We start from the raw sequence: 20,117 nt of genomic DNA on the forward strand, positions 1-20,117 counted from the left end.
GCAACAAGGCCCCGTGGCGCAGTTGGTTAGCGCGCCGCCCTGTCACGGCGGAGGTCGCGGGTTCGAGTCCCGTCGGGGTCGCAACAGTGTCGAAGCCCCGCCCATCCGGGCGGGGCTTCGTCGTTCCCCCACCGGCGACGACCGCCGCCGCCACGTCGTCGCACTGAGGCCCCCACCGATTTCGGACCCGGGACGGACGTGCGGTAGGGTGAACGTCGCTCGTGAGAGCACGGCCAGGTAGCTCAGTTGGTACGAGCGTCCGCCTGAAAAGCGGAAGGTCGCCGGTTCGACCCCGGCCCTGGCCACCACCGAAGAGCCCCGGCCCCAGGCCGGGGCTCTTCTCGTTCCCGAAGGCGGTTGGAACCGGGGCCGCACCCGCTTACGCTGGCGTGATGCACGCCGCTCCGATCGCCCGCCGCCTCGCCGTGGTCCTGGGCCTGATGCTGGTCGCCTCGCTCGCCGCCGCGCCGGCGCAGGCCGCCAGGCCCAGCTCGCCCACGCGCTTCACCGGCTACGCGTTCGACACGTGCGTGGCGCCGTCGAACGACGTCATGGACGCCTGGAACGTCGCCTCGCCGTACGCCGTCGTCGGCATCTACACGTCCGGCAACTCGCGGTACTGCGACGACGCCAAGCAGCCGTACCTGAGCCCGGCCTGGGTGCAGCGCCAGGCCAACCGCGGCTGGCGCTTCCTGCCGATCCACGTCGGCTACCAGGCGCCGTGCTTCGACAGCCGCTCCGCCAAGCACCGCATGTCCTCCGACGCCGCCACGGCTCGGCGCCAGGCCCGCGCCGACGCCGACGAGGCCACCAACCGCGCCAACCGCTTCGGGTTCGGCCGCGGCAACACCGTGTACCTCGACATCGAGTGGTACGACCGCTCCGACCGCGCGTGCGACGCGATCGTGCTGACGTTCATCGACGCGTTCGTCGAGCGCGCCCACGCGGCGAAGTACAAGGTCGGTCTGTACTCGAGCGGCTCGGCCGCCATCCAGTCCGTCGACCTGGCCCGCCAGCAGCAGCGCGCGGGCTTCGACTTCCCCGACCAGATGTGGTTCGCCTGGACCAACCGCAAGGCCAACGTCGACGGCCGGCCGTACCTCTCGCCGGCGCTGTGGCCCACGAACCGGATCCACCAGTACCACAACAACGTGGCCGTCTCCTTCCTCGGCCGGAAGGTCACGATCGACAAGAACGTCATGGTCGTGGGCGGCGGCTCGCGCGCCGCGAAGGAGCGCAAGGTCTGCCGGATGTCGCCGACGCTCGACCGCTACCGCACCCTGCGGGCCGGCTCGAAGGGCAAGGACGTGAAGCTGCTGCAGTGCCTGCTGCGCCGTGCCGGCCACGGGGCCACCATCACGGGCCGCTGGAACGCGCGGACGACCCGGGCCGTCAAGAGCTACCGCGCCTCGCTGGGCTGGAGCCGGACGCCGGTCGCGTCGCGTCCGGTGTGGACCGCGCTGCTGTCCCGAGGCTCCACGCCGATCGCGCTCAAGCGCGGCAAGACCGGCGAGCCCGTCCACCGCCTGCAGCGCTCGCTGCGCGCCGCCGGCCAGAAGGTGACGGTCTCGGGCATCTTCGACGCCCGCACCGTGACCGCCGTGCGGGCGTACCGCAAGCGGGTGGGGCTGCCGACCTACCAGACCGCGGACCAGCGCGTCTGGGCCGCGCTGCAGCGCGGGCGCCGCTGACCTAGTGGCGGTTGCCGGCGAGCAGCAGGGTGCCGCCCAGGCCCACCAGCATGGTGCCGCCCGCACGCCGCATCGCGACGAGCCGGCCCGAGCGGGCGAACCACCCGCGGGCCGTGCCGGCGGCCAGCGCCCAGCCCGAGTCGCACACCAGCGCCAGCAGCAGGAACGTCATGCCGAGCACGACCATCTGCCCCGCGACCGCGCCGGCGCGGACATCGACGAACTGCGGCAGCACGGCCGCGAAGAACACGATCGTCTTGGGGTTCGTGATCCCGACCGTGAAGCCCTCGACGAGCGTGCGCCGGGCCGACGTGACGGGTCCGAGGTCCCGCGCCGGGACCTCTCCGGCCTCGCCCGCCGACCGGAACGCCTTGACCCCGAGGTACACCAGGTAGGCCGCGCCGAGCACCTTCACCACCGTGAACGCGACGACCGACCCGGCCACGACGGCACCCAGTCCGAGTGCCACGGCCAGCACGATCGGCAGGCCGCCGAGGGCGTTGCCGACGACGCTGAGGATCCCGTCGCGACGCCCGTGCGCCAGGGACCGCCCCACGACGAACAGCACGCTGGGGCCCGGCACGAGGATGAGCACGAGCGAGGCGAGCGCGAAGGACGCCCAGGCGTCGAGGGAGGGCATGGCCGCACTGTAACGCCGCGTCGTTGCCCGGGGGAACGACGAACGGCCCACCCGGAGTCCGGGTGGGCCGTTCGGTCAGGCGGTGCTCAGTGCAGGACGACGGGCGGCTGGCCCTGGTCGTCGAGCAGGTGCGCGGCCTCCTTCTTGCGGGGCAGGAAGGCGACGGGGATCAGCGTCACGACCAGGACGGCGAACGCGACCCAGTAGGACTGCTCGAACGCGTGCGCCAGGTCGCTGAAGCCCTGCTGCAGCTGCTGGGGCGTCACGCCGAGCATCTGGGCGAGCTGCGAGCCCTCGTCGGTGTGCGACGCGGCGGCGAGCTGGGCCCCCGTGAGGCCCTCCTCCGCACCCGGGATCCGGTCCGAGCCCGGGATGATCGAGCCCTTCTGCATGCTGTTGGTCAGCACGACCGAGATCACGGCGATGCCGGACGCGCTGGCGACCTGCTGGACGACGTTGAGCAGCGTCGACCCGCGGGCCACCTCGTGCGACGTGAGCGTCTTGAGCGCGGACGTGAAGATCGGCATCATCGTGCCGCCCATGCCCAGGCCCATGATGAACAGGAAGACGATGATCTGCCAGTACGGCGTGCTGGGCTCGGTGCTCTGCGCCAGGCCGAACATGCCGACCAGGATGCCGGCGAAGCCGAACGGCACGATCCGGCCGACCGGGATCCGGTCCACGAGCGCACCGGCGATCGGCATCGTCAGCATCGCGCCGATGCCCTGCGGGGCCACGAGGATGCCGGCCATCTTGACCGACTCGCCGTGGACCTGCTGGAAGTACGTGGGCACCAGCAGCAGCGCGCCGAAGAAGGCGCCGGCGAACAGGAACATCACGATGAGCGAGACGCGCAGGTTGCGGTTCGCGAGCAGGCGCAGGTCGAGCAGCGGGTGCTTCGGCCGGAACGAGTACACGACGAACGCGCCGATCAGCAGCACGCCGACGACCGTGGGGACGATGACCTTGGCGGCGAGCGCCGTGCCCTCGCCCGGGATGGACGAGATGCCGTAGAGCAGCAGGGCGAGGCCCGGCGACATCAGCAGCATGCCGATCACGTCGAGCGACTCGCTCGGCTCGGGGGCGTCCTTCGGCAGCACGCGCGAGGCGTAGACCAGGGCGATGAGGCCGATCGGCAGGTTGATCAGGAACACCCAGTGCCACGAGGCGGCGTCGATCAGGATGCCGCCGAGGATCGGGCCCATGATCGGGCCGAGCAGCATCGGGATGCCCAGGATCGCCATGAGGCGGCCCATGCGGTGCGGGCCCGCGGCGCGGGTCATGATCGTCATGCCCAGCGGCATGAGCATGCCGCCGCCGAGCCCCTGCAGGACCCGGAACGCGATGAGCGACTCGATGTTCCAGGCGGCGGCGCACAGCGCCGAGCCGAGCGTGAACAGCGCGATCGCGGTCATGTAGAGGCGCTTGGTGCCGAAGCGGTCGGCGGCCCAGCCGGTCAGCGGGATGACGGCCGCGAGCGCGAGCATGTACGCCGTGGCCGTCCAGGCGACGGTCGCGTACTTCAGCGGCTCGCCATCGGTGGACAGCTCGGTCTGGAAGGTGGGCAGGGCGACGTTGACGACGGTGACGTCCAGGATCGACATGATCGCGCCGAGCACGACCACGCCGGCGACCTTCAGGATCTCCGGAGTGATCCTGTCGTCGTCGACGGCTCCTTCAGGAGGACTTGCTGACATCGGGTTCTTCCTTCGTGAGTGGCTTGAGGGCCTCGACGAGTGCGAGGCATTCTGCGGTGTCGAGGTCGCCGAGCAGGGTGCGCACGGCGTCCTCCTTCGACTTGAGGTGGGCCCGCGCGAGTTCGCGCCCACGTTCGGTCAGGGCGACGAGCTTGACCCGTCGGTCCTCGGGGTTCTCGGTGCGCTCGATGAGTCTCTTGCGCACGAGGTGCTCGATGTTGCGTCCCGTCGCGGCCGCCGAGAGCCCGACGGCGTCGGCCACGTCGCCGATCGCCACCGGGTGGTCGTGATGGGCCAGCCAGAACGCCAGCCGGGCCTGCGTGAAGGACAGGTTGAGCCCGGCGACGCTCTCGAGCGACTCGCCCTCGGCCGTCGTGAAGACCCGCCCGAGGAACTCTCGGACGGCGTCGAAGGCACAGGTGCGGGGGTCGTCGCTCATGACCGAAGAATACTAACGCTCTCGCAACTATTGCGTCTACGGAAATTCTGTAGCGCGCGTCACGTCCTTCGCTCCCGCCGCATGGACGGAGCACTGGGATTCCTGCCGTAGAATCGAGCGAGTGTCCACACGCTCTGATCTGCGCAATGTCGCCATCGTCGCCCACGTCGACCACGGCAAGACCACTCTCGTCGACGCGATGCTCCAGCAGCAGGGCGCCTACGCCGAGCACCAGGAAGTGACCGAACGGGTCATGGACTCCGGTGACCTCGAGCGCGAGAAGGGCATCACGATCCTCGCGAAGAACACCGCGGTCAAGTACTCGGGCCCCGGCACCGAGGACATCCCGGGCAAGGTCGTCACGATCAACATCATCGACACCCCCGGCCACGCCGACTTCGGCGGCGAGGTCGAGCGCGGCCTGTCGATGGTCGACGCCGTCGTGCTCCTCGTGGACGCCTCCGAGGGCCCGCTGCCCCAGACCCGCTTCGTGCTGCGCAAGGCGCTGCTGGCGAAGATGCCGGTCATCCTCGTGGTCAACAAGGTCGACCGCCCCGACGCCCGCATCGCCGAGGTCGTCGACGAGACCTACGACCTGTTCATGGACCTGCTGCCCGAGGACGCCGCCGACGACGCGCTGGACTTCCCCGTCGTCTACGCCTCCGGCAAGGCCGGCGTCGCCTCGCTCACGAAGCCCGAGGACGGCACGCTGCCCGAGGGCGACAACCTGATCCCGCTGTTCCAGACGATCATGGAGCACGTCCCGGCGCCCGAGTACACCGAGGGCGCGCCGCTGCAGGCGCACGTCACGAACCTCGACTCCTCGCCGTTCCTGGGCCGCCTGGCGCTCGTGCGCGTCGAGGAGGGCGAGCTCAAGAAGGGCCAGCAGGTCGCGTGGATGAAGCGCGACGGCTCGGTCGAGAAGGTCAAGATCACCGAGCTCCTCGTCACCGAGGCGCTCGACCGCAAGCCCGGCGAGTACGCCGGCCCCGGCGACATCGTCGCCATCGCCGGCATCGCGGACATCAACATCGGCGAGACGCTGGCCGATCCCGAGAACCCGGTCGCGCTGCCGCTCATCCACGTCGACGAGCCGGCGATCTCGATGACGATCGGCACCAACACGTCGCCGCTGGCCGGCCGCGAGAAGGGCACCAAGGTCACCGCCCGCCTCGTCAAGGACCGCCTCGACAGCGAGCTGATCGGCAACGTGTCGATCCGCGTCCTGCCCACCGACCGTCCCGACGCGTGGGAGGTCCAGGGCCGCGGCGAGCTGGCGCTGGCGATCCTCGTCGAGCAGATGCGCCGCGAGGGCTACGAGCTCACGGTCGGCAAGCCGCAGGTCGTCACGAAGGAGATCGACGGCAAGCTGCACGAGCCCGTCGAGCGCCTCACGATCGACGCGCCCGAGGAGTACCTGGGCACGATCACGCAGCTGCTGGCCGTCCGCAAGGGCCGCATGGAGCAGATGGTCAACCACGGCACCGGCTGGGTCCGCATGGAGTTCCTGGTCCCGGCGCGCGGCCTGATCGGCTTCCGCACCGAGTTCCTCACCGACACCCGCGGCACGGGCATCGCCCACCACATCTCCGAGGGCTACGAGCCCTGGTTCGGCGAGATCTCGACGCGTCCCTCGGGCTCGCTCGTCGCCGACCGCGCCGGCGCCGTGACCTCCTTCGCGATGACCAACCTGCAGGAGCGCGGCACGCTGTTCGTCGAGCCCGGCACCGAGGTCTACGAGGGCATGATCGTCGGCGAGAACTCCCGTGACGACGACATGGACGTCAACATCACCAAGGAGAAGAAGCAGACCAACATCCGCTCGGCGACGTCGGACAACTTCGAGAAGGTCATCCCGCCGAAGAAGCTGTCGCTCGAGCAGTGCCTGGAGTTCTGCCGCGAGGACGAGTGCGTCGAGGTCACGCCCGCCAACGTGCGCATCCGCAAGGTGACGCTCGACGCGGGCGAGCGCGCCCGCACGGCGCGCAAGCGCAAGTGAGCTGACCGAACTCTTCTCGAACCCCTCTCCGGCCTCGGCCGGGGAGGGGTTCGTCGGTTTCCCCGGTTAAGTAGGAAATCTCGCACTGAGCGTGGGTCGCGAACCACGTTCAGTGACAGGAACCGACTTAACCGGGGAAACTTCCTCCCTCCTCGACACTGTGCGTCTTGCGCATAGTGTGTGGCGCACACTATGGTGTGACGCATGGACGACCTTACCCAGCAGCACCTGCAGGAGCTGCGCCGCGGCACCGTGGTGCTCGCCTCCCTGCTCTCCCTGCGCGAGCCCGGCTACGGCTACGGCCTGCTGGAGTCACTCGGCGAGGCGGGGATCGCGGTGGACGGCAACACGCTCTACCCGCTGCTGCGGCGCCTCGAGAAGCAGGGCCTGCTCACGAGCGAGTGGAACACCGACGAGGCCCGGCCCCGGAAGTTCTACCGCACCAGCGCCGCGGGCCGGAAGCTCGCCGAGGCGCTCCTGGCCGACTGGCACGACATCCACGCCGCACTGGGGCGGCTGACCGACGGAGGTACCCGATGACCGCCACCTTGACCGACCGCTACGTCTACGCCGCCACGCGCTGGCTGCCCGGGCGCATGCGCACCGAGGTCGACGCCGAGCTGCGCGAGCGCATCGGTGACACCGTCGCCGCGAACGGCGGCACCCCCGAGGCCGAGCGCGCCGCGCTCGAGGAGCTCGGCGACCCGCTGCGCGTCGCCGTCGACTACACCGGCAGGGAGCCCGCGCTGATCGGCCCGCGCCTGTTCTTCCCGTGGCTGCGGCTGACGACGCTGCTGGCGCTCATCGTGGCACCGATCGTCGTCGCGATCTCGGTCGTCACGAGCGCCATCGACGGCGACCCCGTCGGCCAGGTCATCACCGGCGGGCTCGGCTCGCTCGTCGAGATCACGGTGCACGTCGTGTTCTGGACGACGCTCGTGTTCGCCGTGCTGGACTGGACCGGCACGAAGGCCGACTTCGACACGTGGTCGATCGACCAGCTGCCCGAGCCGGACTCGAGCGGCCGCCTGCCCGAGCTCATCGGCGGTGTCGCGGTCAGCGCCGCGCTGGCGGCGGGCGTGCTGTGGCAGCACTTCGGCTCGCCGTTCGTCGAGGACGGCGAGCGCATCCCGCTCGCCGACCCCGACCTGTGGACCTGGTACCTGCCCCTCGTGCTGATGGTGCTCGTGCTCGAGGTGGCGCACCTGGTCTGGATCCAGCGCAGCGGCTGGACCTGGGCGGTGGCACACGCCAACACCGTGATCGGACTGCTGTTCACCGTCCCGACCGTCATCGTGCTGGCGAACGACGCGCTGGTGAACCCCGAGCTCATCGCGCACCTGGACTGGAACCGGGCGGTGGAGGCCGACGTCACGCACTGGGCCGCGGTCGGCGTCGCGGTGATCGGCGCCTGGGAGATCCTGGACGGCTACCGGCGGGCGCTGGTGCGGTCGCGCACTCAGTAGCCCGAGCCGCGGGTCTGCGCGAGGTAGACCAGCGCGCCGACCGTGCCCAGCAGCGGCAGCAGGCCCAGCGGGCTGCGCCAGACGATGTCGACGAGGATCGCCAGGGGCAGGATCAGCAGCCAGACGTTCTTGGGCAGCGTCCCGGCCATCTCGAAGTCGTAGGGCTTGCGCCGCACGCAGTCGACGAGGGCGAAGACCTTGGTGCACAGCAGCAGCCACCAGATCACCGAGGTCACGACGAACATGAGGTGAAGACTACGGTGGGCACCCTCCTGCGAGGGTGCCCACCGCTGAATTGGTCCGCCGCTGCGGTCAGGACGCCGACTTCTTCGCCGCCGTCGAGCTGCTCGAGCCGGCCTTCTTGGCCGTCGTCTTCTTGGCCGGGGCCTTCTTGGCAGCCGTCGTCTTCTTCGCGGCCGTCGTCTTCTTGGCGGTCGACGCGGGCGAGCCGGTCTTCTTGGCAGCCGTCGACTTCGAGGCCGTCGACTTCGAGGCGGTCGACTTCGACGCCGTGGAGCCCGACTTCTTCGCCGGCGCCTTCTTCGTCGTGGTGGACTTCGACGCGGTCGACTTCGGGGCGGCGGCCGCGGTGGCGGCGGTGGCCGTGCCGGCAGCGGCGCCCGTGGCGTCCTCGACGACCTCGGCGGCCTTGCCGGTGAGGTCCTCGGCCTTGGAGGTCAGCTCGTCGATGAGCTGGTCGGCCTTGTCCTTGAGGTCGCCCACGAGGTCGTCGGCCTTGGCGCGGAAGTCCTCGACGGCGTCCTTGAGGTCGTCGACCTTGACGTCCTCGACCTTGCCGCGCAGCTCGTTGACGATCGTCTCGGCGCGGCCGGCGAAGTCCTCGGCGGCGGCGCGCACGTCGTCGACGGTCAGGCCCTTGGCGAGGGTGACGAGGTCGTCGCCCTTCTTGGTCAGGTCGGCGTAGGCGGCGGTGACCGAGCCGAGGGCGGTCTGCGCCAGTGTCTCGGCCTTCCTCTGCAGGCCGGCCACGTCGAAGCCCTTGACGCTCGTGGGCAGGGCGCGGATGTCGTCGAGGACGGACTTGATCTGGGCGTTGATGGTGTCGGTGATGCTCATGGGCTCTCCTCTGGGTCGGCGGTGCCGACGAACGATCGGTAGATGTCGCGCAGGGCGGTCTTCTGGCGCGCGGTCAGCCGCGGGTCGCGGTCGATCGCGTCCTCGACCGAGCCCGCCCCCTCGTGCTCGGCCTCGAGGAAGCCGGCCCGGACGTACAGCGACTCGGCCGAGATCCTCAGTGCCTTCGCGATCTGCGCGAGCACCTCGGCGGACGGCTTGCGCAGGCCCCGCTCGATCTGGCTGAGGTACGGATTCGACACGTCCGCGAGCTCGGCCAGCTGTCGCAGGGACATCTGCGCCTGGGTCCGCTGGTCGCGCAGGTACTCACCGAGCGAGCCGACGGCCGAGCCGACCGCGGACCCGACGGCCTCCTGCATGTTCAACTTCCCCATGACTCCATGGTGCTTGCAATAGTTAGCGATTGCAAGCAACTGTGATGCACGGGACAGATGAGTCCGCATTCTTTTCACTGTGGGGCCATCCTCGGTTAGCCTGTGGGCGCTGTAAGTGCTCTCGGGCGGCGCGCTCTCCTTCCCATGCCCGCTGACATGCTCCGTCGCCTCCTGCTGGCCCTGGCCGTCTGCGCCTCCCTGGTGCTGGCCCCCGGGATCACCCCCTCTGCCGAAGCCGCCCCCAAGAAGCCCGCCAAGGTCACCAAGGTCCGCGCGACCACCAACACGACCTCCCTGCGCATCCGCTGGAAGCGCCCCAAGGGCGTCAAGGTCGTCTCGGTCTGCGTCGCCACCTCGCCGAAGGCCAAGCGCTGCGTGCGCTCGGTGCGCACGCGCAAGACCGTGATCACGTTCCGCAAGCTGCGCGCGAGCGCCGGGACCGACTACTACTACCGGCTGCGCGCGCACCGCGGCGGCAGGTCCAGCGTCACGCCCTGGCGCCGCGCCAACCTCAAGGTCGGCAAGGGCCCGGCCAACCAGCCCGCCACCCGCGCCGGCGCGATCCTGCACTACTCGTGGGGCCGCGCCACCAACGCGACGAGCTACCAGCTGCAGGTCTCGCCGAGCCGCTCCTTCCGCGCCGGCGTGCGCACCGAGGGACGCACCGGGCGGACCGCGAGGCTCACCGGCCTCAACGGCGGCATGGCCTACTTCGCCCGCGTCCGCGGCGTGAACGGCTCGGTCAAGGGCCCGTGGGGCCCGGTCACCCGGATCAAGGTCGTCACGGCGCCCGCCCGGATCGCGGTCGCGACGTACAACCTGTGCGGCGACAACAAGTGCCGCACGTCCGACAGCGGCGCCTGGTTCCTGCGCAACGTGCCCGCGTGGTCCGTGCGCAAGCCGCTCGCCGGCGCCCTCGCGCGCGCCGCGAAGCCCGACATCGTCGTCGCGCAGGAGGCCAGCACGAAGGCCGCGTTCCACACCGAGCTGTCCGGCTTCTCGCGCGGCGCGTACAAGTCGGCGCGCTCGATCTACTACAAGCGCTCGCGCTACACCTCGCTCGACGGCGGCTGGATGACGCTGGACGACCGCGGCAAGCGGTTCGCCACGTGGAACCTGCTGCGCGACCGCCGCACCGGGACCGCCTTCTACATCGTCAACGCGCACCTCGAGCCGTACAAGGGCGCGAAGCTCGACCGGCTGCGCAGCACGCAGACCGGCCGGCTGATCCGCCGGATCCAGGCGCTCAACACCCACGGCCTGCCGGTCGTGTGGGCGGGCGACTGGAACTCCAACAAGTCGAACGCCAACCAGGACGCCTACCCCGGCGGCTACGACGCCCCGCGCAAGCGGTTCGCCGCGATCGACGTCGTGAACTCGGTGGAGCAGACGGCCAACCGGACCAACGCCGACCTCAACAGCGCCAACGCCGGGATCAAGGCGCCGCGGCGCAGCGGCGACCACGTCGACGCGATCTACGTCCCGAAGCGCGGCGTGACCGTCGAGTCGTGGTCGATGCTGGCCAACTTCCTCGAGGGTCCCGAGGGCCGCGAGTACGCCACGCCGTTCCCGTCGGACCACAATCCGCTCGTCGCGAGGCTGGTCGTCTCCAGCGGCTAGGATGCACCCGTGCTCGGTCGGCTCCGCTCCTCGCTCCTCGTGGGTGCGGGCCTTGCCCTGACCGTCTCCGCCGGCGTCCTGGCCGCCACCACCGATCGCGACGGCAACGGTCCCGTCGTCGCCTTCGCCGGCCTCGAGACCCCGTACCTCAAGCTGGTCTCGGTGGACGTCGCGCCGGCCGAGGTCTCGCTGGCATGGTCGGGCAACGGCGAGACGTACCGCGTCAGCCTCGGCAGCGACCTCGACCGCCCCGACCGCACGATCGTCACGACGCAGCCGCGCGTCGTCCTGCCCGCCCCCGAGGCGCGCGACCCCAAGGGCCGGGTCAGCTACCGGGTCGAGCAGGTCGACGACGGTCCCCGCGGGCTGGCCGTCGAGGGCACGGTGACGCTGCTGCCCGACGTGCCGCCGCGGCCCAAGGTCAAGCGCACGGCCCCCGACGGCGCGGTCGTGAAGTGGAAGGCGGCCGACTACGCCACCACGTACGACGTCGCGGTCTCGCGCTCGAAGAAGAAGCTGCCGCGCCAGGTCAAGCGGCTCAAGCGCGGCGGCACCTCCTTCGCGACCGACCGGCTCAAGCCCGAGACCACGTACTGGGTGCGCGTGCGCGCCGTCGGCGAGGCCGGCGTGAGCGAGTTCGGGCCCGCCACGAAGGTCGTCACGCCTCCCGGCACGTCCGACCTGCGCATCGGCTCGTGGAACATCTGCTCCGAGGCGTGCGACGGCTACGGCGGCCGCGTCGGCGGGCAGGCCGCGCAGGTCCATGCCGCCGAGGTCGACATCATGGCGCTGCAGGAGGCCGGCGGCGAGCGCGTCGGGCCGACCACGCGCGCCCGCTTCAGCGGCGGGCCTCGCGGCCTCGTCATGGCGTCGGGCGGCGGCAACTCGCGCTACCTGCTCTACTCCCCCGACAAGCTCGAGCAGCTCGGTGGCGGACGCTGGTCGCTCGGCCATGGCCGCTGGGCCACGTGGGCGCGCTTCCAGGATCTCAAGACCGAGCGGCCGTTCATCGCGGTGAGCGTGCACCTGCTCAGCGGCCACAACAAGACCGGACAGCGCGCGTCCGAGATGCGCACGCTCATGGGCGCCCTGCGGTCGGTGAACCCCGACGGTGTCCCGGTGGTGCTGGCGGGCGACTTCAACTCCGGCACGCACCGCCGCGGCGACACGGTCGGCCCGATCGTGCGCGGCGCCGGCTTCCGCGACTCGGTCGAGGTCGCCGACAGCACGCAGAACGCACAGGTCAACACCGGAAGCCGCCGCGGCGACAAGGCGATCATGTCCGCCGACCACGTCGACCACATCTACGTCTCGTCCGAGTGGGGCGTGCCCGCATGGAAGCAGTGGGCCAGCCTGTCCGGCACCACGTACGTGGGCCCGTGGCTGTCCGACCACAACATGATCGGTGCCGTGCTGCGCCTGCAGCGCGACCCCGAGGAGGACGTCAGCAAGCCCAGCCCGGTCGTGCCCGTCCCGGCCGACCTGCCCGACCGGCCGGACCCCGGCACGGTGAACTGAGGCGTCCAGCCCGCGAAACCCGTGACGGGTGTTGCAGGTGAGGTTTACGCTGGAAAGCATGCGCCTTCGCCTGCTCGCCTGTGCCCTGGTCGCCGTCCTCGCGGCGGCGCTGCTGGGCACCCCTGCGCATGCCGCGCGCAAGCCCGCCCAGGTCGGCCTGGTCTCGTTCACGGCCGCGGCGCTGCACACGTCCGGCGGCAAGACCTACGCCAAGCTGCGCCTGTCGTGGCCCAAGGCGAAGTACGCGACGCGCTACCAGGTGTTCGTCGCCACGACGAAGGCCGGCGTGCAGAGGGCGAAGAAGCCGCGCGTGACCGTCCGTGGCACGCAGGCCGTCGTGACCAAGCTGGGCCGCAACCGCACCTACTGGTTCCAGGTCCGCGGCACGAACGGCAAGGTCGCCGGCAGCCGCTCCGCCCGCGTCGCGCGCGTGACCCCGCTCAGCACCGCGTCGCTGTCGACCGCGACGCACCCGATCCACTCGATGATGAGCTACAACGTGTGCTCCAACGCGTGCACGAGCCGCGCGTGGTCGGGTCGCCAGCCGCTCGTCGTCAACCAGATCCTGGCCGTCCGCCCCGGCGTCGTGGCGATCCAGGAGGCCAGCCGCTGGTCCACGACCGTCCCGGGCTACACCGAGGTCGAGGGCGGCAAGGACAACCGCATCCTCTACCGCGACGACCTGTACGAGCCCGTCACGCAGGACCTCACGCCCGCGCAGCAGTCCTCGAAGTGCCCGCTGCAGCGCACCGCGAAGGGCGCGCTCGTCCGTGACGAGGACGGCGAGCCCGTCCGCGTCGAGCCGTGCACGCTCCCCGTTCTCGGCGTCGCGCAGCCGCAGGGCAAGGACGCGCCGTGGGTCATGCTGCGGCACAAGGCCAGCGGCCAGCAGGTCGTGTTCGTCGGCGTCCACCTGCTGACCGGCGACAGCGACGCGAACGCCCGCTACCGGGCCGTGCAGACCGACGAGATCTTCGCCGACCTCAAGGCCCACCTGGCGTGGTGGGGACGCAGCTTCCCCAGCACCCCGGTGGCGCTGATCGGCGACTTCAACACGAACCGCAGCCGCTCGAACCACGCGATCGTCGAGTCGGCCTTCAAGCGGCAGGGCTTCTACGACAGCTACGAGCAGGCCCGCTCGCTGTCGCGCCAGCACCAGAACACCGCCAACCCGAACTGGCAGTGGAAGACGCCCACGATCGGCGTGACGTGGGGCGACCACGTCGACAAGGTCTGGGTGCGTCCCGCGCGCAGCATCGTGAAGTCATGGGCCAACGTGGGCCTCATGCGCGGCGGTTCCTACGTGTCGCCCCTGCCCTCGGACCACCACCCGCTCCTGGTCCGCGCGCAGCTGAGCTGAGCCCCCGCGCGGTGTCAGCTCGGCGGCTCAGCCCTTCTTGTGGCGGGGCTTCTTGTCCTTGCCGCCCTGCGGCTTGTCGTACTTGCGGCCCGCGCCGTTGCGCGGCGCGTGGGCGCGCTCGCCGCCGGGGCGGCCCGTGTCGGGCTGGATGTCGATCCGCTTGCCCGAGATCCGGGTCCCCGCGAGCTGCTCGAAGACCTCGTCGGGCAGGTCGGCCGGCAGCTCGACGAGCGTGTGCTCCAGGCCGATCGTGATCTTGCCGAAGTCCGAGCGCTTGAGGCCGCCCTCGTTGGCCAGCGCGCCGACCACCATGGCGGGGCGGATCTTGTGGCGCTTGCCCACGGCGAGGCGGTACGAGGCCATGCCCTCCGAGGTGGGCCGCGGCGTCCGCTCGCCCTTCTCGCGGACGGGGCGCTCGCGCTTGGTCTGCGGCGGGTCGGGACGCAGGAAGAACTCCTTGTCGTCCTGGCCCATGGCGGCCAGGGCCGCGGCGACGTCGGTCATGTCGACGTCGTGCTGCTGGGCGTACTGCTCGACCAGGCCCTTGTAGACGTGGAACTGCGGGTCGCCCATGGCGGTCGTGATCGAGCTGGCGAAGCGGTCGACGCGGCGGGCGTTGACCTCGTCCGGCGTCGGGACGGCCATCTGCTCGACGGCGCGGCCCGAGACCCGCTCGAGGGACTCCAGCATGCGGCGCTCGCGCGGGGTCACGAAGACGATCGCGTCGCCCGAGCGGCCGGCGCGGCCCGTGCGGCCGATGCGGTGCACGTAGGCCTCGGGGTCGTGCGGGATGTCGTAGTTCACGACGTGCGTGATGCGGTCGACGTCCAGGCCGCGGGCCGCGACGTCGGTGGCCACGACGATGTCGATGGCACCGCTCTTGAGCGCGTTGACGGTGCGCTCGCGCTGTGCCTGCACGAGATCGCCGTTGAGCGCGGCCACCTGGTAGCCGCGGCTGCGCAGCTTGTCGGCGAGCTCCTCGGTGGCGGACTTCGTGCGGACGAAGATGATCATCGCGTCGCCCTGCTCGACCTCGAGCACGCGCGTCAGGGCGTCGAGCTTGTTGTGGTGCGAGACGGGCATCCAGCGCTGCCGCACGTTGGTGGTGCTGCGCGTGGCCTCGGGCGTGGAGATGTCCTGCGGGTCGTGCAGGTAGCGCTTGGCGAGGCGGCGGATCGCGGGCGGCATCGTGGCCGAGAACAGCGCGACCTGCTTGTACTCGGGGGTGTCGGCCAGGATGCGCTCGACGTCCTCCGCGAAGCCCATGTTGAGCATCTCGTCGGCCTCGTCCAGGACGAGCATCTCCAGGTGCGACAGGTCGAGCGAGCCGCGGTCGAGGTGGTCGATGACGCGTCCGGGCGTGCCGACGACGATGTGCGCGCCGCGCTTGAGGCCCTGCAGCTGGGCGCCGTAGCTCTGGCCGCCGTAGACGGGCAGGACGCGCAGGTCCGAGCCGGCCGAGTAGCTCGTGATGGCCTCGCTGACCTGCAGCGCGAGCTCGCGCGTGGGCGCGAGCACGAGCGCCTGGGTCTTGGGGTTCGTGGGCTCGAGCCGCTGGATCATCGGCAGGGCGAACGCGGCGGTCTTGCCGGTGCCGGTCTGCGCGAGGCCGACGACGTCGCCGCCCTTGAGCAGCGCCGGGATGGCCTGGCCCTGGATGGGGCTGGGCGTCTCGTAGCCGAGCTTGCGGACGGCGGCGACGAGCGAGTCGTCGAGGCCGAGGTCGTCGAAGGTGGGGGCGTCAGTCATCACAGGTTCAATCCGGCCCGCACGTGCAGGCCTGCGTCGGGGTCGACGACGACCTCCTGCGCGGCGGCGACGCCGTCGGCCAGGAGGGTCGCGTCGACCGGGGTGTTGCGCTTGAGGACGGCCAGGGCGATGGGCCCCAGCTCGTGGTGGCGGGCGGCACTGCCGACCTGGCCGACGACCTTGTCGCCGAGCAGGACGTCCGCGCCGTGCGGGGGCAGGTGGTCGACGGAGCCGTCGAGGTGCAGCAGGGTGAGGCGACGCGGCGGCCGGCCCAGGTTGTACACCCGGGCGACCGTCTCCTGGCCGCGGTAGCAGCCCTTGTCGAGGTGGACGGCCGAGCCGAGCAGCCCGACCTCGTTGGGGATCGTGCGGTCGTCGGTGTCGAGGCCCAGGCGCGGCTGCCCGGCGGCGATCCGCAGGGCCTCCCACGCGTACAGCCCGACCGGCGTGCCCTCGACCGCGGCGACGTCGCCGACGAGCTCGGTGACCAGGCCGTCGGCCCAGCGCCCGATCACGAACCGGTCGTCGACCCGGACGACCTCGACGCGCGACATGAAGCGCATCCGGTCGAGGAACTCGATGAGCGCGGCACCGGCACCGGGCTCGGTGTGCGCCCAGAACGTCTCGCCGTCGTCGACACCGGTGAAGGCGTGCTCGATGCGGCCCTGCGGCGACAGCAGCAGGACGTCGGTGCGGACGCCGGGCGCGAGGCCCTCGAGGAACTGGGTGGTCAGCGAGTGCAGCCACGTCAGCCGGTCCGGGCCGGTGACGCGCAGGACGTCGCGGTGCGAGAGGTCGACGAAGCCCTCGCCGGTCAGCAGCGTGCGCTGCTCGGCGGCGAAGGACGAGCCGTAGTGGGCCGCGACCCCGGCGTCGGGGGCCTCGGCCTCGACCGCACCGGGCCGCTGCAGCAGCGGGCTAGACACGCTCGAGCTTCCCCCACAGGTGCGACTGCATGGGCTGGCCCTCGGCGGCCATGTCGTGGGCGTACATCAGCGCGCCCTCGACGAGCCCGTACATCCGCTGACCCGCGGTGTACTCCTTGGCGGTGACGGTCCGGGCGACGACGTCGGTGGCGAGCGTCAGCCGCGCGCCGTCGATCTCGCCGTACCAGATCTCGGCGTAGCCGGTGGGGTGCGCGAGGACGAGCTCGACCTTGCCCTCGCCGGAGGGGCGCAGGAAGCCGGTCTCGAGGGCGCCGGGGCGCACGCGCTCACCGGCCTCGTCGGTCACCCAGGTGCGGCTGAAGTAGTGCAGGAACGGCCGGCCGTCGTGCGCGAAGGCGACGTCCTGCTCGTAGGAGAACGCCTCGATCGTGGGGTAGTCGCCGCGACCGTTGCCGTGCCAGGTCCCGAGCAGCCACGCGATCGGCATCAGATCGGGGTGCAGGTCGCTGGGAATCTGGAAGGCCATGGGTTCCATGCTATCGGCCGCTCGCGAAGTGGCCGCCCCGCAGTTACGCTCCTCGGGTGCGGGCAGTGGTGCAGCGGGTGAGCCGGGCCGAGGTCAGCGTCGACGGAGCCGTCGTGGGACGTCTCGACGAGCCCGGGCTGGTGGTCCTGCTGGGGGTGACCCACGAGGACACCCCCGAGGACGCGCAGCAGCTCGCCGCCAAGATCGTCCGCCTGCGGATCATGCGCGGCGAGCAGTCCGTCGACGAGACCGGCGGCGGCGTGCTGGCCATCAGCCAGTTCACCCTGTTCGCCGACACGCGCAAGGGCCGTCGCCCGTCGTGGGGCGCCGCCGCCCCCGGCCCCGTGGCCGAGCCGCTCTACGACGCCTTCTGCGAGGCCGTGGAGTCCGCCGGGGTCACGGTGGCGCGCGGCGTGTTCGGCGCCGACATGGCCGTCGACCTCGTGAACGACGGTCCCGTGACGCTCGTCATGGACTCACGCGCCGGTTCGTGAAGGTTCCTCTCAGCATCGTTCGCCATACTGGGAAGGTTCGACGACGACAGGAGAGACCCCGGTGAGCGACGCCCCCCAACCGGTCCGGAAGCCCGGATCGCGTGCGTCGAACCGTCGTTCCTTCCGCCAGCGCCATCCCGCGATCGTCTGGGCCCTCGTACTGGTGATCCTGCTGCCCCTCGTGGGCGGCGCGGCCTACGCGTGGAACCTCAAGCGCCAGCTCGACGACGTCGAGAAGGTCGACGTCATCAAGGACGAGCCCGATCCCGACGAAGGTCGCGCGCTCAACATCCTGCTGCTCGGCTCGGACAAGGGAGAGCCCAAGGAGGGCCAGCCCAAGAACACCTCCATCGCCGAGGACGCGGCGTCCGGCGACTGGCCCACGGGCAAGTACCGCAGCGACACCCTGATGGTCGTGCACATCCCCGCCGACCGGAAGAAGGTCTACCTCGTCTCCATCCCGCGCGACTCGTTCGTGCCGATCTACGACGCCGAGGGCAGGACCGACCACTCCGAGAAGATCAACGCGGCGTTCAGCATGGGCGGTCCGATGGCCACCATCAACACGGTCGAGAAGCTCACCGGCCTGAAGATGGACCACCTCACGATCATCGACTGGGCGGGCTTCAAGGACCTGTCCACCGCCGTGGGCGGCGTCGAGGTCACGATCCCGAAGTCGTTCTACGACCCGCAGCAGAAGGTCCAGTGGGACGCGGGCACCCAGACGCTCGAGGGCAACAAGGCGCTGCAGTACGTGCGCACGCGCTACGGCCTGATCGGCGGCGACTTCGACCGGATCAAGCGGCAGCAAAACTTCATGCGCTCGCTCATGGGCAAGATGCTGGACTCCGGCGTCACCAACAACCCGCGCAAGCTGAGCAACACGGTCGGCGCCCTCACGAAGAACCTCACCGTCGACGAGGGCTGGTCGGGCACCGCGATGGCCAAGCTCGCCCTGTCGCTGCGTGGCGTCGGCACCGACGACGTCACGTTCCTGACCGCGCCGGTGCAGGGCACCCAGACCGACCCGACCTACGGCAGCGTGGTCGTGCTGCAGCAGGACAAGATGACCGAGCTGTTCACCGCGGTCGAGAACGACCGGATGGCGGCCTACCTCAAGAAGTACCCCGACGACGTCCTCCCGGACGCCGAGGAGGTCTCCTGACGGTCAGCGAGCGCGGCGGTTCCACTCGATCGCCGGGCACGTGTCCATGACCATCGGCACGCCGGCGGCGATCGTCCGCTCGAACGCCGCCTCGTCGATGACGCCCAGCTGGAACCACACCGCCTTCGCGCCGACCTCGACGGCCTGGTCCGCGAACGGGCCGGCGTCCTCGGAGCGGCGGAAGACGTCCACCACGTCGATCGGGAACGGCACGTCGGCGAGCGTGGCGTAGCCCTGCTCCCCCAGCACGGTCGGCGCGTCCGGGTGGATCGGCACGATGCGCTTGCCGCGGCTCTGCAGCAGCTGGGCGATCGAGTACGCGGTGCGGGACGGGTTGTTCGAGAGGCCCACGACGGCCCAGGTCTCGAGGTCGTCGAGCATCAGCGAGACGGACGCGGGGTCCTGCCAGTCGGTCATGTCCTCGACCGTAGCGCCGCCCGCCATGCCTCGCCCGGCACGACGGCGGCCCCGCGGTCCGTATCCTGAGCGGGTGACGACCGTCCTGACCTACGGCACCTTCGACCTGTTCCACATCGGCCACCTGCGGCTTCTGGAGCGCCTCTCCGCGATGGGCGACCGCCTGATCGTGGGGGTCTCGACCGACGAGTTCAACGCCGGCAAGGGCAAGAGCACCGTGGTCCCCTACGACGATCGCGCGGCGATCGTCGGGGCCATCAAGGGCGTGGACCTGGTGCTGCCCGAGGAGTCGTGGGAGCAGAAGCGCCGCGACATCGTCGAGCACGAGGTCGACGTATTCGTCATGGGCGACGACTGGGCCGGCAAGTTCGACGACCTGTCCGACCTGTGCCGGGTCGAGTACCTGCCGCGCACCAAGGGGATCTCGACGACGGGCCTCAAGGAGATGCTGCGCGTCCTCGACCCGAACCACATCGAGGAGATGCAGGACGCGCTGCGGGTGGTCTCACGCCTGCTGGACCACTACCGCGACCTGACCTGAGACCTGGCGGCAGCCGCCGGCAGCGAGCGCCCGCCGGGTGCGGGCGTCGCGCTCGAGCAGCAGCGGCACCGCGACGGCCAGGGCCAGCAGGACGACCCCCGCGGGCGTGACGGGGGACGTGCCCCGCCCGGGAGGACCGGCGATGGCCGCCAGCAGGACGCCGCCGGCCGTGGCGGCGCAGACGAGCGTCGCGGCGAGGTGCGACTCGAAGCAGTTGTGCAACCACATCTTCACGCCGGCGAACAGGGCCAGGGCGACGAGGGAGGCCTCGAGCAGCGCCTCGACCGCCGACGGCGCGGCGGGGATGCGTGTCGCGAGCAGCAGCCCGAGGACCAGGCACGCGGCCGCGGTCCAGCGGGACGCGGTGGTGGCGAGACGTCGCATGGAGGCTCCTCGTCGGTGGGGTTCAGGCGTGGGCGGGGGTGGTGCGGGGGGCCGG

Annotated in this window: 21 protein-coding genes and 2 tRNA genes; 12 read left to right on the plus strand and 11 right to left on the minus strand. The window is 70.9% G+C overall.

The features are described 5' to 3' along the window. Window positions 1-7: 7 nt before the first annotated feature. The 3 genes from AB3M81_RS15790 (at window position 8) to AB3M81_RS15800 (ending at window position 1,691) form a co-directional block, all read left to right on the plus strand. Window positions 8-81: transfer RNA gene (locus AB3M81_RS15790), tRNA-Asp, on the plus strand. Window positions 82-231: 150 nt separating this feature from the next. Next, window positions 232-308: transfer RNA gene (locus AB3M81_RS15795), tRNA-Phe, on the plus strand. A gap of 84 nt (window positions 309-392) precedes the next feature. Beyond that, window positions 393-1,691, plus strand: coding sequence for a glycoside hydrolase domain-containing protein (locus AB3M81_RS15800; protein WP_412904881.1), 1,299 nt, complete (start codon window positions 393-395; stop codon window positions 1,689-1,691). A gap of 1 nt (window position 1,692) precedes the next feature. Here the strand turns inward: AB3M81_RS15800 and AB3M81_RS15805 are convergent, their stop codons facing one another. The 3 genes from AB3M81_RS15805 to AB3M81_RS15815 form a co-directional block, all read right to left on the minus strand. After that, on the minus strand, window positions 1,693-2,331 hold the full coding sequence (locus tag AB3M81_RS15805) for a LysE family translocator (RefSeq protein WP_412904882.1): 639 nt from the start codon (window positions 2,329-2,331) through the stop codon (window positions 1,693-1,695). An 86-nt stretch (window positions 2,332-2,417) separates the two neighbouring features. Then, window positions 2,418-4,028: a DHA2 family efflux MFS transporter permease subunit gene (locus AB3M81_RS15810; RefSeq protein WP_412904883.1), complete on the minus strand. Its 1,611-nt coding sequence runs from the start codon at window positions 4,026-4,028 to the stop codon at window positions 2,418-2,420. Next, window positions 4,009-4,467: a MarR family winged helix-turn-helix transcriptional regulator gene (locus tag AB3M81_RS15815; RefSeq protein ID WP_412904884.1), complete on the minus strand. Its 459-nt coding sequence runs from the start codon at window positions 4,465-4,467 to the stop codon at window positions 4,009-4,011. Before AB3M81_RS15815 ends, AB3M81_RS15810 begins: the two co-directional genes overlap by 20 nt. 121 nt (window positions 4,468-4,588) lie before the next feature. Here AB3M81_RS15815 and typA point away from each other — a divergent pair, with 121 nt between their 5' ends. The 3 genes from typA (at window position 4,589) to AB3M81_RS15830 (ending at window position 7,932) form a co-directional block, all read left to right on the plus strand. Further along, on the plus strand, window positions 4,589-6,466 hold the full coding sequence (typA, locus tag AB3M81_RS15820; RefSeq protein WP_412904885.1) for a translational GTPase TypA: 1,878 nt from the start codon (window positions 4,589-4,591) through the stop codon (window positions 6,464-6,466). Window positions 6,467-6,670: 204 nt separating this feature from the next. After that, window positions 6,671-7,006: a PadR family transcriptional regulator gene (locus AB3M81_RS15825; RefSeq protein ID WP_412904886.1), complete on the plus strand. Its 336-nt coding sequence runs from the start codon at window positions 6,671-6,673 to the stop codon at window positions 7,004-7,006. Beyond that, window positions 7,003-7,932 carry a hypothetical protein gene (locus AB3M81_RS15830; RefSeq protein WP_412904887.1) on the plus strand — a complete coding sequence of 310 codons (930 nt, stop codon included), beginning with the start codon at window positions 7,003-7,005 and terminating at the stop codon, window positions 7,930-7,932. Before AB3M81_RS15825 ends, AB3M81_RS15830 begins: the two co-directional genes overlap by 4 nt. Here AB3M81_RS15830 and AB3M81_RS15835 read toward each other — a convergent pair. From AB3M81_RS15835 to AB3M81_RS15845, 3 genes are all read right to left on the minus strand, one after another. Further along, window positions 7,926-8,177 (minus strand): DUF2516 family protein, encoded by a 252-nt coding sequence (locus tag AB3M81_RS15835; RefSeq protein ID WP_412904888.1) that lies wholly within the window; start codon window positions 8,175-8,177, stop codon window positions 7,926-7,928. The genes AB3M81_RS15830 and AB3M81_RS15835 overlap by 7 nt on opposite strands. A gap of 67 nt (window positions 8,178-8,244) precedes the next feature. Then, window positions 8,245-9,009, minus strand: coding sequence for a hypothetical protein (locus tag AB3M81_RS15840; RefSeq protein ID WP_412904889.1), 765 nt, complete (start codon window positions 9,007-9,009; stop codon window positions 8,245-8,247). Continuing rightward, entirely contained in the window at window positions 9,006-9,401 is a 396-nt protein-coding gene (locus AB3M81_RS15845) for a helix-turn-helix domain-containing protein (RefSeq protein ID WP_412904890.1), read from the minus strand. The genes AB3M81_RS15840 and AB3M81_RS15845 overlap by 4 nt, the downstream gene beginning before the upstream one ends. 156 nt (window positions 9,402-9,557) lie before the next feature. Between AB3M81_RS15845 and AB3M81_RS15850 the strand changes: the two genes are divergently transcribed. The 3 genes from AB3M81_RS15850 to AB3M81_RS15860 are packed head-to-tail and all read left to right on the plus strand — an operon-like array spanning window position 9,558 to window position 13,899. Continuing rightward, a complete protein-coding gene (locus tag AB3M81_RS15850; protein ID WP_412904891.1) occupies window positions 9,558-11,021 on the plus strand; it encodes an endonuclease/exonuclease/phosphatase family protein in 1,464 nt (487 codons plus the stop codon). A gap of 9 nt (window positions 11,022-11,030) precedes the next feature. Beyond that, window positions 11,031-12,539 (plus strand): endonuclease/exonuclease/phosphatase family protein, encoded by a 1,509-nt coding sequence (locus AB3M81_RS15855; RefSeq protein WP_412904892.1) that lies wholly within the window; start codon window positions 11,031-11,033, stop codon window positions 12,537-12,539. A 58-nt stretch (window positions 12,540-12,597) separates the two neighbouring features. Then, window positions 12,598-13,899: an endonuclease/exonuclease/phosphatase family protein gene (locus AB3M81_RS15860; RefSeq protein WP_412904893.1), complete on the plus strand. Its 1,302-nt coding sequence runs from the start codon at window positions 12,598-12,600 to the stop codon at window positions 13,897-13,899. Window positions 13,900-13,926: 27 nt separating this feature from the next. On the opposite strand, the gene AB3M81_RS15865 is transcribed toward AB3M81_RS15860, so the two are convergent. From AB3M81_RS15865 to AB3M81_RS15875, 3 genes are read right to left on the minus strand one after another with little or no spacing between them, the layout of a single operon-like run. Beyond that, a complete protein-coding gene (locus tag AB3M81_RS15865) occupies window positions 13,927-15,648 on the minus strand; it encodes a DEAD/DEAH box helicase (protein WP_412904894.1) in 1,722 nt (573 codons plus the stop codon). Next, window positions 15,648-16,574 carry a CAF17-like 4Fe-4S cluster assembly/insertion protein YgfZ gene (gene ygfZ, locus AB3M81_RS15870; protein WP_412904895.1) on the minus strand — a complete coding sequence of 309 codons (927 nt, stop codon included), beginning with the start codon at window positions 16,572-16,574 and terminating at the stop codon, window positions 15,648-15,650. The genes AB3M81_RS15865 and ygfZ overlap by 1 nt, the downstream gene beginning before the upstream one ends. Beyond that, complete coding sequence (locus AB3M81_RS15875; protein WP_412904896.1) at window positions 16,567-17,061, minus strand: heme-binding beta-barrel domain-containing protein; 495 nt, start codon at window positions 17,059-17,061, stop codon at window positions 16,567-16,569. Before AB3M81_RS15875 ends, ygfZ begins: the two co-directional genes overlap by 8 nt. Window positions 17,062-17,117: 56 nt before the next feature. Between AB3M81_RS15875 and dtd the strand changes: the two genes are divergently transcribed. Continuing rightward, on the plus strand, window positions 17,118-17,555 hold the full coding sequence (gene dtd / locus AB3M81_RS15880; protein WP_412904897.1) for a D-aminoacyl-tRNA deacylase: 438 nt from the start codon (window positions 17,118-17,120) through the stop codon (window positions 17,553-17,555). A gap of 61 nt (window positions 17,556-17,616) precedes the next feature. Beyond that, on the plus strand, window positions 17,617-18,720 hold the full coding sequence (locus tag AB3M81_RS15885; RefSeq protein WP_412904898.1) for an LCP family protein: 1,104 nt from the start codon (window positions 17,617-17,619) through the stop codon (window positions 18,718-18,720). A 3-nt stretch (window positions 18,721-18,723) separates the two neighbouring features. Here AB3M81_RS15885 and AB3M81_RS15890 read toward each other — a convergent pair whose 3' ends face one another. Next, a complete protein-coding gene (locus AB3M81_RS15890; protein ID WP_412904899.1) occupies window positions 18,724-19,137 on the minus strand; it encodes a CoA-binding protein in 414 nt (137 codons plus the stop codon). A gap of 73 nt (window positions 19,138-19,210) precedes the next feature. Here AB3M81_RS15890 and AB3M81_RS15895 point away from each other — a divergent pair, with 73 nt between their 5' ends. Continuing rightward, complete coding sequence (locus AB3M81_RS15895) at window positions 19,211-19,678, plus strand: adenylyltransferase/cytidyltransferase family protein (RefSeq protein ID WP_412904900.1); 468 nt, start codon at window positions 19,211-19,213, stop codon at window positions 19,676-19,678. Here the strand turns inward: AB3M81_RS15895 and AB3M81_RS15900 are convergent. After that, complete coding sequence (locus AB3M81_RS15900; protein WP_412904901.1) at window positions 19,643-20,062, minus strand: hypothetical protein; 420 nt, start codon at window positions 20,060-20,062, stop codon at window positions 19,643-19,645. The two genes, AB3M81_RS15895 and AB3M81_RS15900, sit on opposite strands and share 36 nt — an antisense overlap. Between the last annotated feature and the right edge of the window lie 55 nt (window positions 20,063-20,117).

Source organism: Aeromicrobium jepli (genome assembly GCF_047246605.1).
Classification (GTDB): domain Bacteria; phylum Actinomycetota; class Actinomycetes; order Propionibacteriales; family Nocardioidaceae; genus Aeromicrobium.

Excerpts from the sequence above, each read along its gene's own strand:
- AB3M81_RS15800 (WP_412904881.1), top strand. The coding sequence starts at position 393 with ATGCACGCCGCTCCGATCGCCCGCCGCCTCGCCGTGGTCCTGGGCCTG.
- AB3M81_RS15805 (WP_412904882.1), bottom strand. The coding sequence starts at position 2,331 with ATGCCCTCCCTCGACGCCTGGGCGTCCTTCGCGCTCGCCTCGCTCGTG.
- AB3M81_RS15810 (WP_412904883.1), bottom strand. The coding sequence starts at position 4,028 with ATGTCAGCAAGTCCTCCTGAAGGAGCCGTCGACGACGACAGGATCACT.
- AB3M81_RS15815 (WP_412904884.1), bottom strand. The coding sequence starts at position 4,467 with ATGAGCGACGACCCCCGCACCTGTGCCTTCGACGCCGTCCGAGAGTTC.
- AB3M81_RS15825 (WP_412904886.1), top strand. The coding sequence starts at position 6,671 with ATGGACGACCTTACCCAGCAGCACCTGCAGGAGCTGCGCCGCGGCACC.
- AB3M81_RS15830 (WP_412904887.1), top strand. The coding sequence starts at position 7,003 with ATGACCGCCACCTTGACCGACCGCTACGTCTACGCCGCCACGCGCTGG.
- AB3M81_RS15835 (WP_412904888.1), bottom strand. The coding sequence starts at position 8,177 with ATGTTCGTCGTGACCTCGGTGATCTGGTGGCTGCTGCTGTGCACCAAG.
- AB3M81_RS15840 (WP_412904889.1), bottom strand. The coding sequence starts at position 9,009 with ATGAGCATCACCGACACCATCAACGCCCAGATCAAGTCCGTCCTCGAC.
- AB3M81_RS15845 (WP_412904890.1), bottom strand. The coding sequence starts at position 9,401 with ATGGGGAAGTTGAACATGCAGGAGGCCGTCGGGTCCGCGGTCGGCTCG.
- AB3M81_RS15850 (WP_412904891.1), top strand. The coding sequence starts at position 9,558 with ATGCTCCGTCGCCTCCTGCTGGCCCTGGCCGTCTGCGCCTCCCTGGTG.
- AB3M81_RS15860 (WP_412904893.1), top strand. The coding sequence starts at position 12,598 with ATGCGCCTTCGCCTGCTCGCCTGTGCCCTGGTCGCCGTCCTCGCGGCG.
- AB3M81_RS15865 (WP_412904894.1), bottom strand. The coding sequence starts at position 15,648 with ATGACTGACGCCCCCACCTTCGACGACCTCGGCCTCGACGACTCGCTC.
- AB3M81_RS15875 (WP_412904896.1), bottom strand. The coding sequence starts at position 17,061 with ATGGCCTTCCAGATTCCCAGCGACCTGCACCCCGATCTGATGCCGATC.
- AB3M81_RS15890 (WP_412904899.1), bottom strand. The coding sequence starts at position 19,137 with ATGACCGACTGGCAGGACCCCGCGTCCGTCTCGCTGATGCTCGACGAC.
- AB3M81_RS15900 (WP_412904901.1), bottom strand. The coding sequence starts at position 20,062 with ATGCGACGTCTCGCCACCACCGCGTCCCGCTGGACCGCGGCCGCGTGC.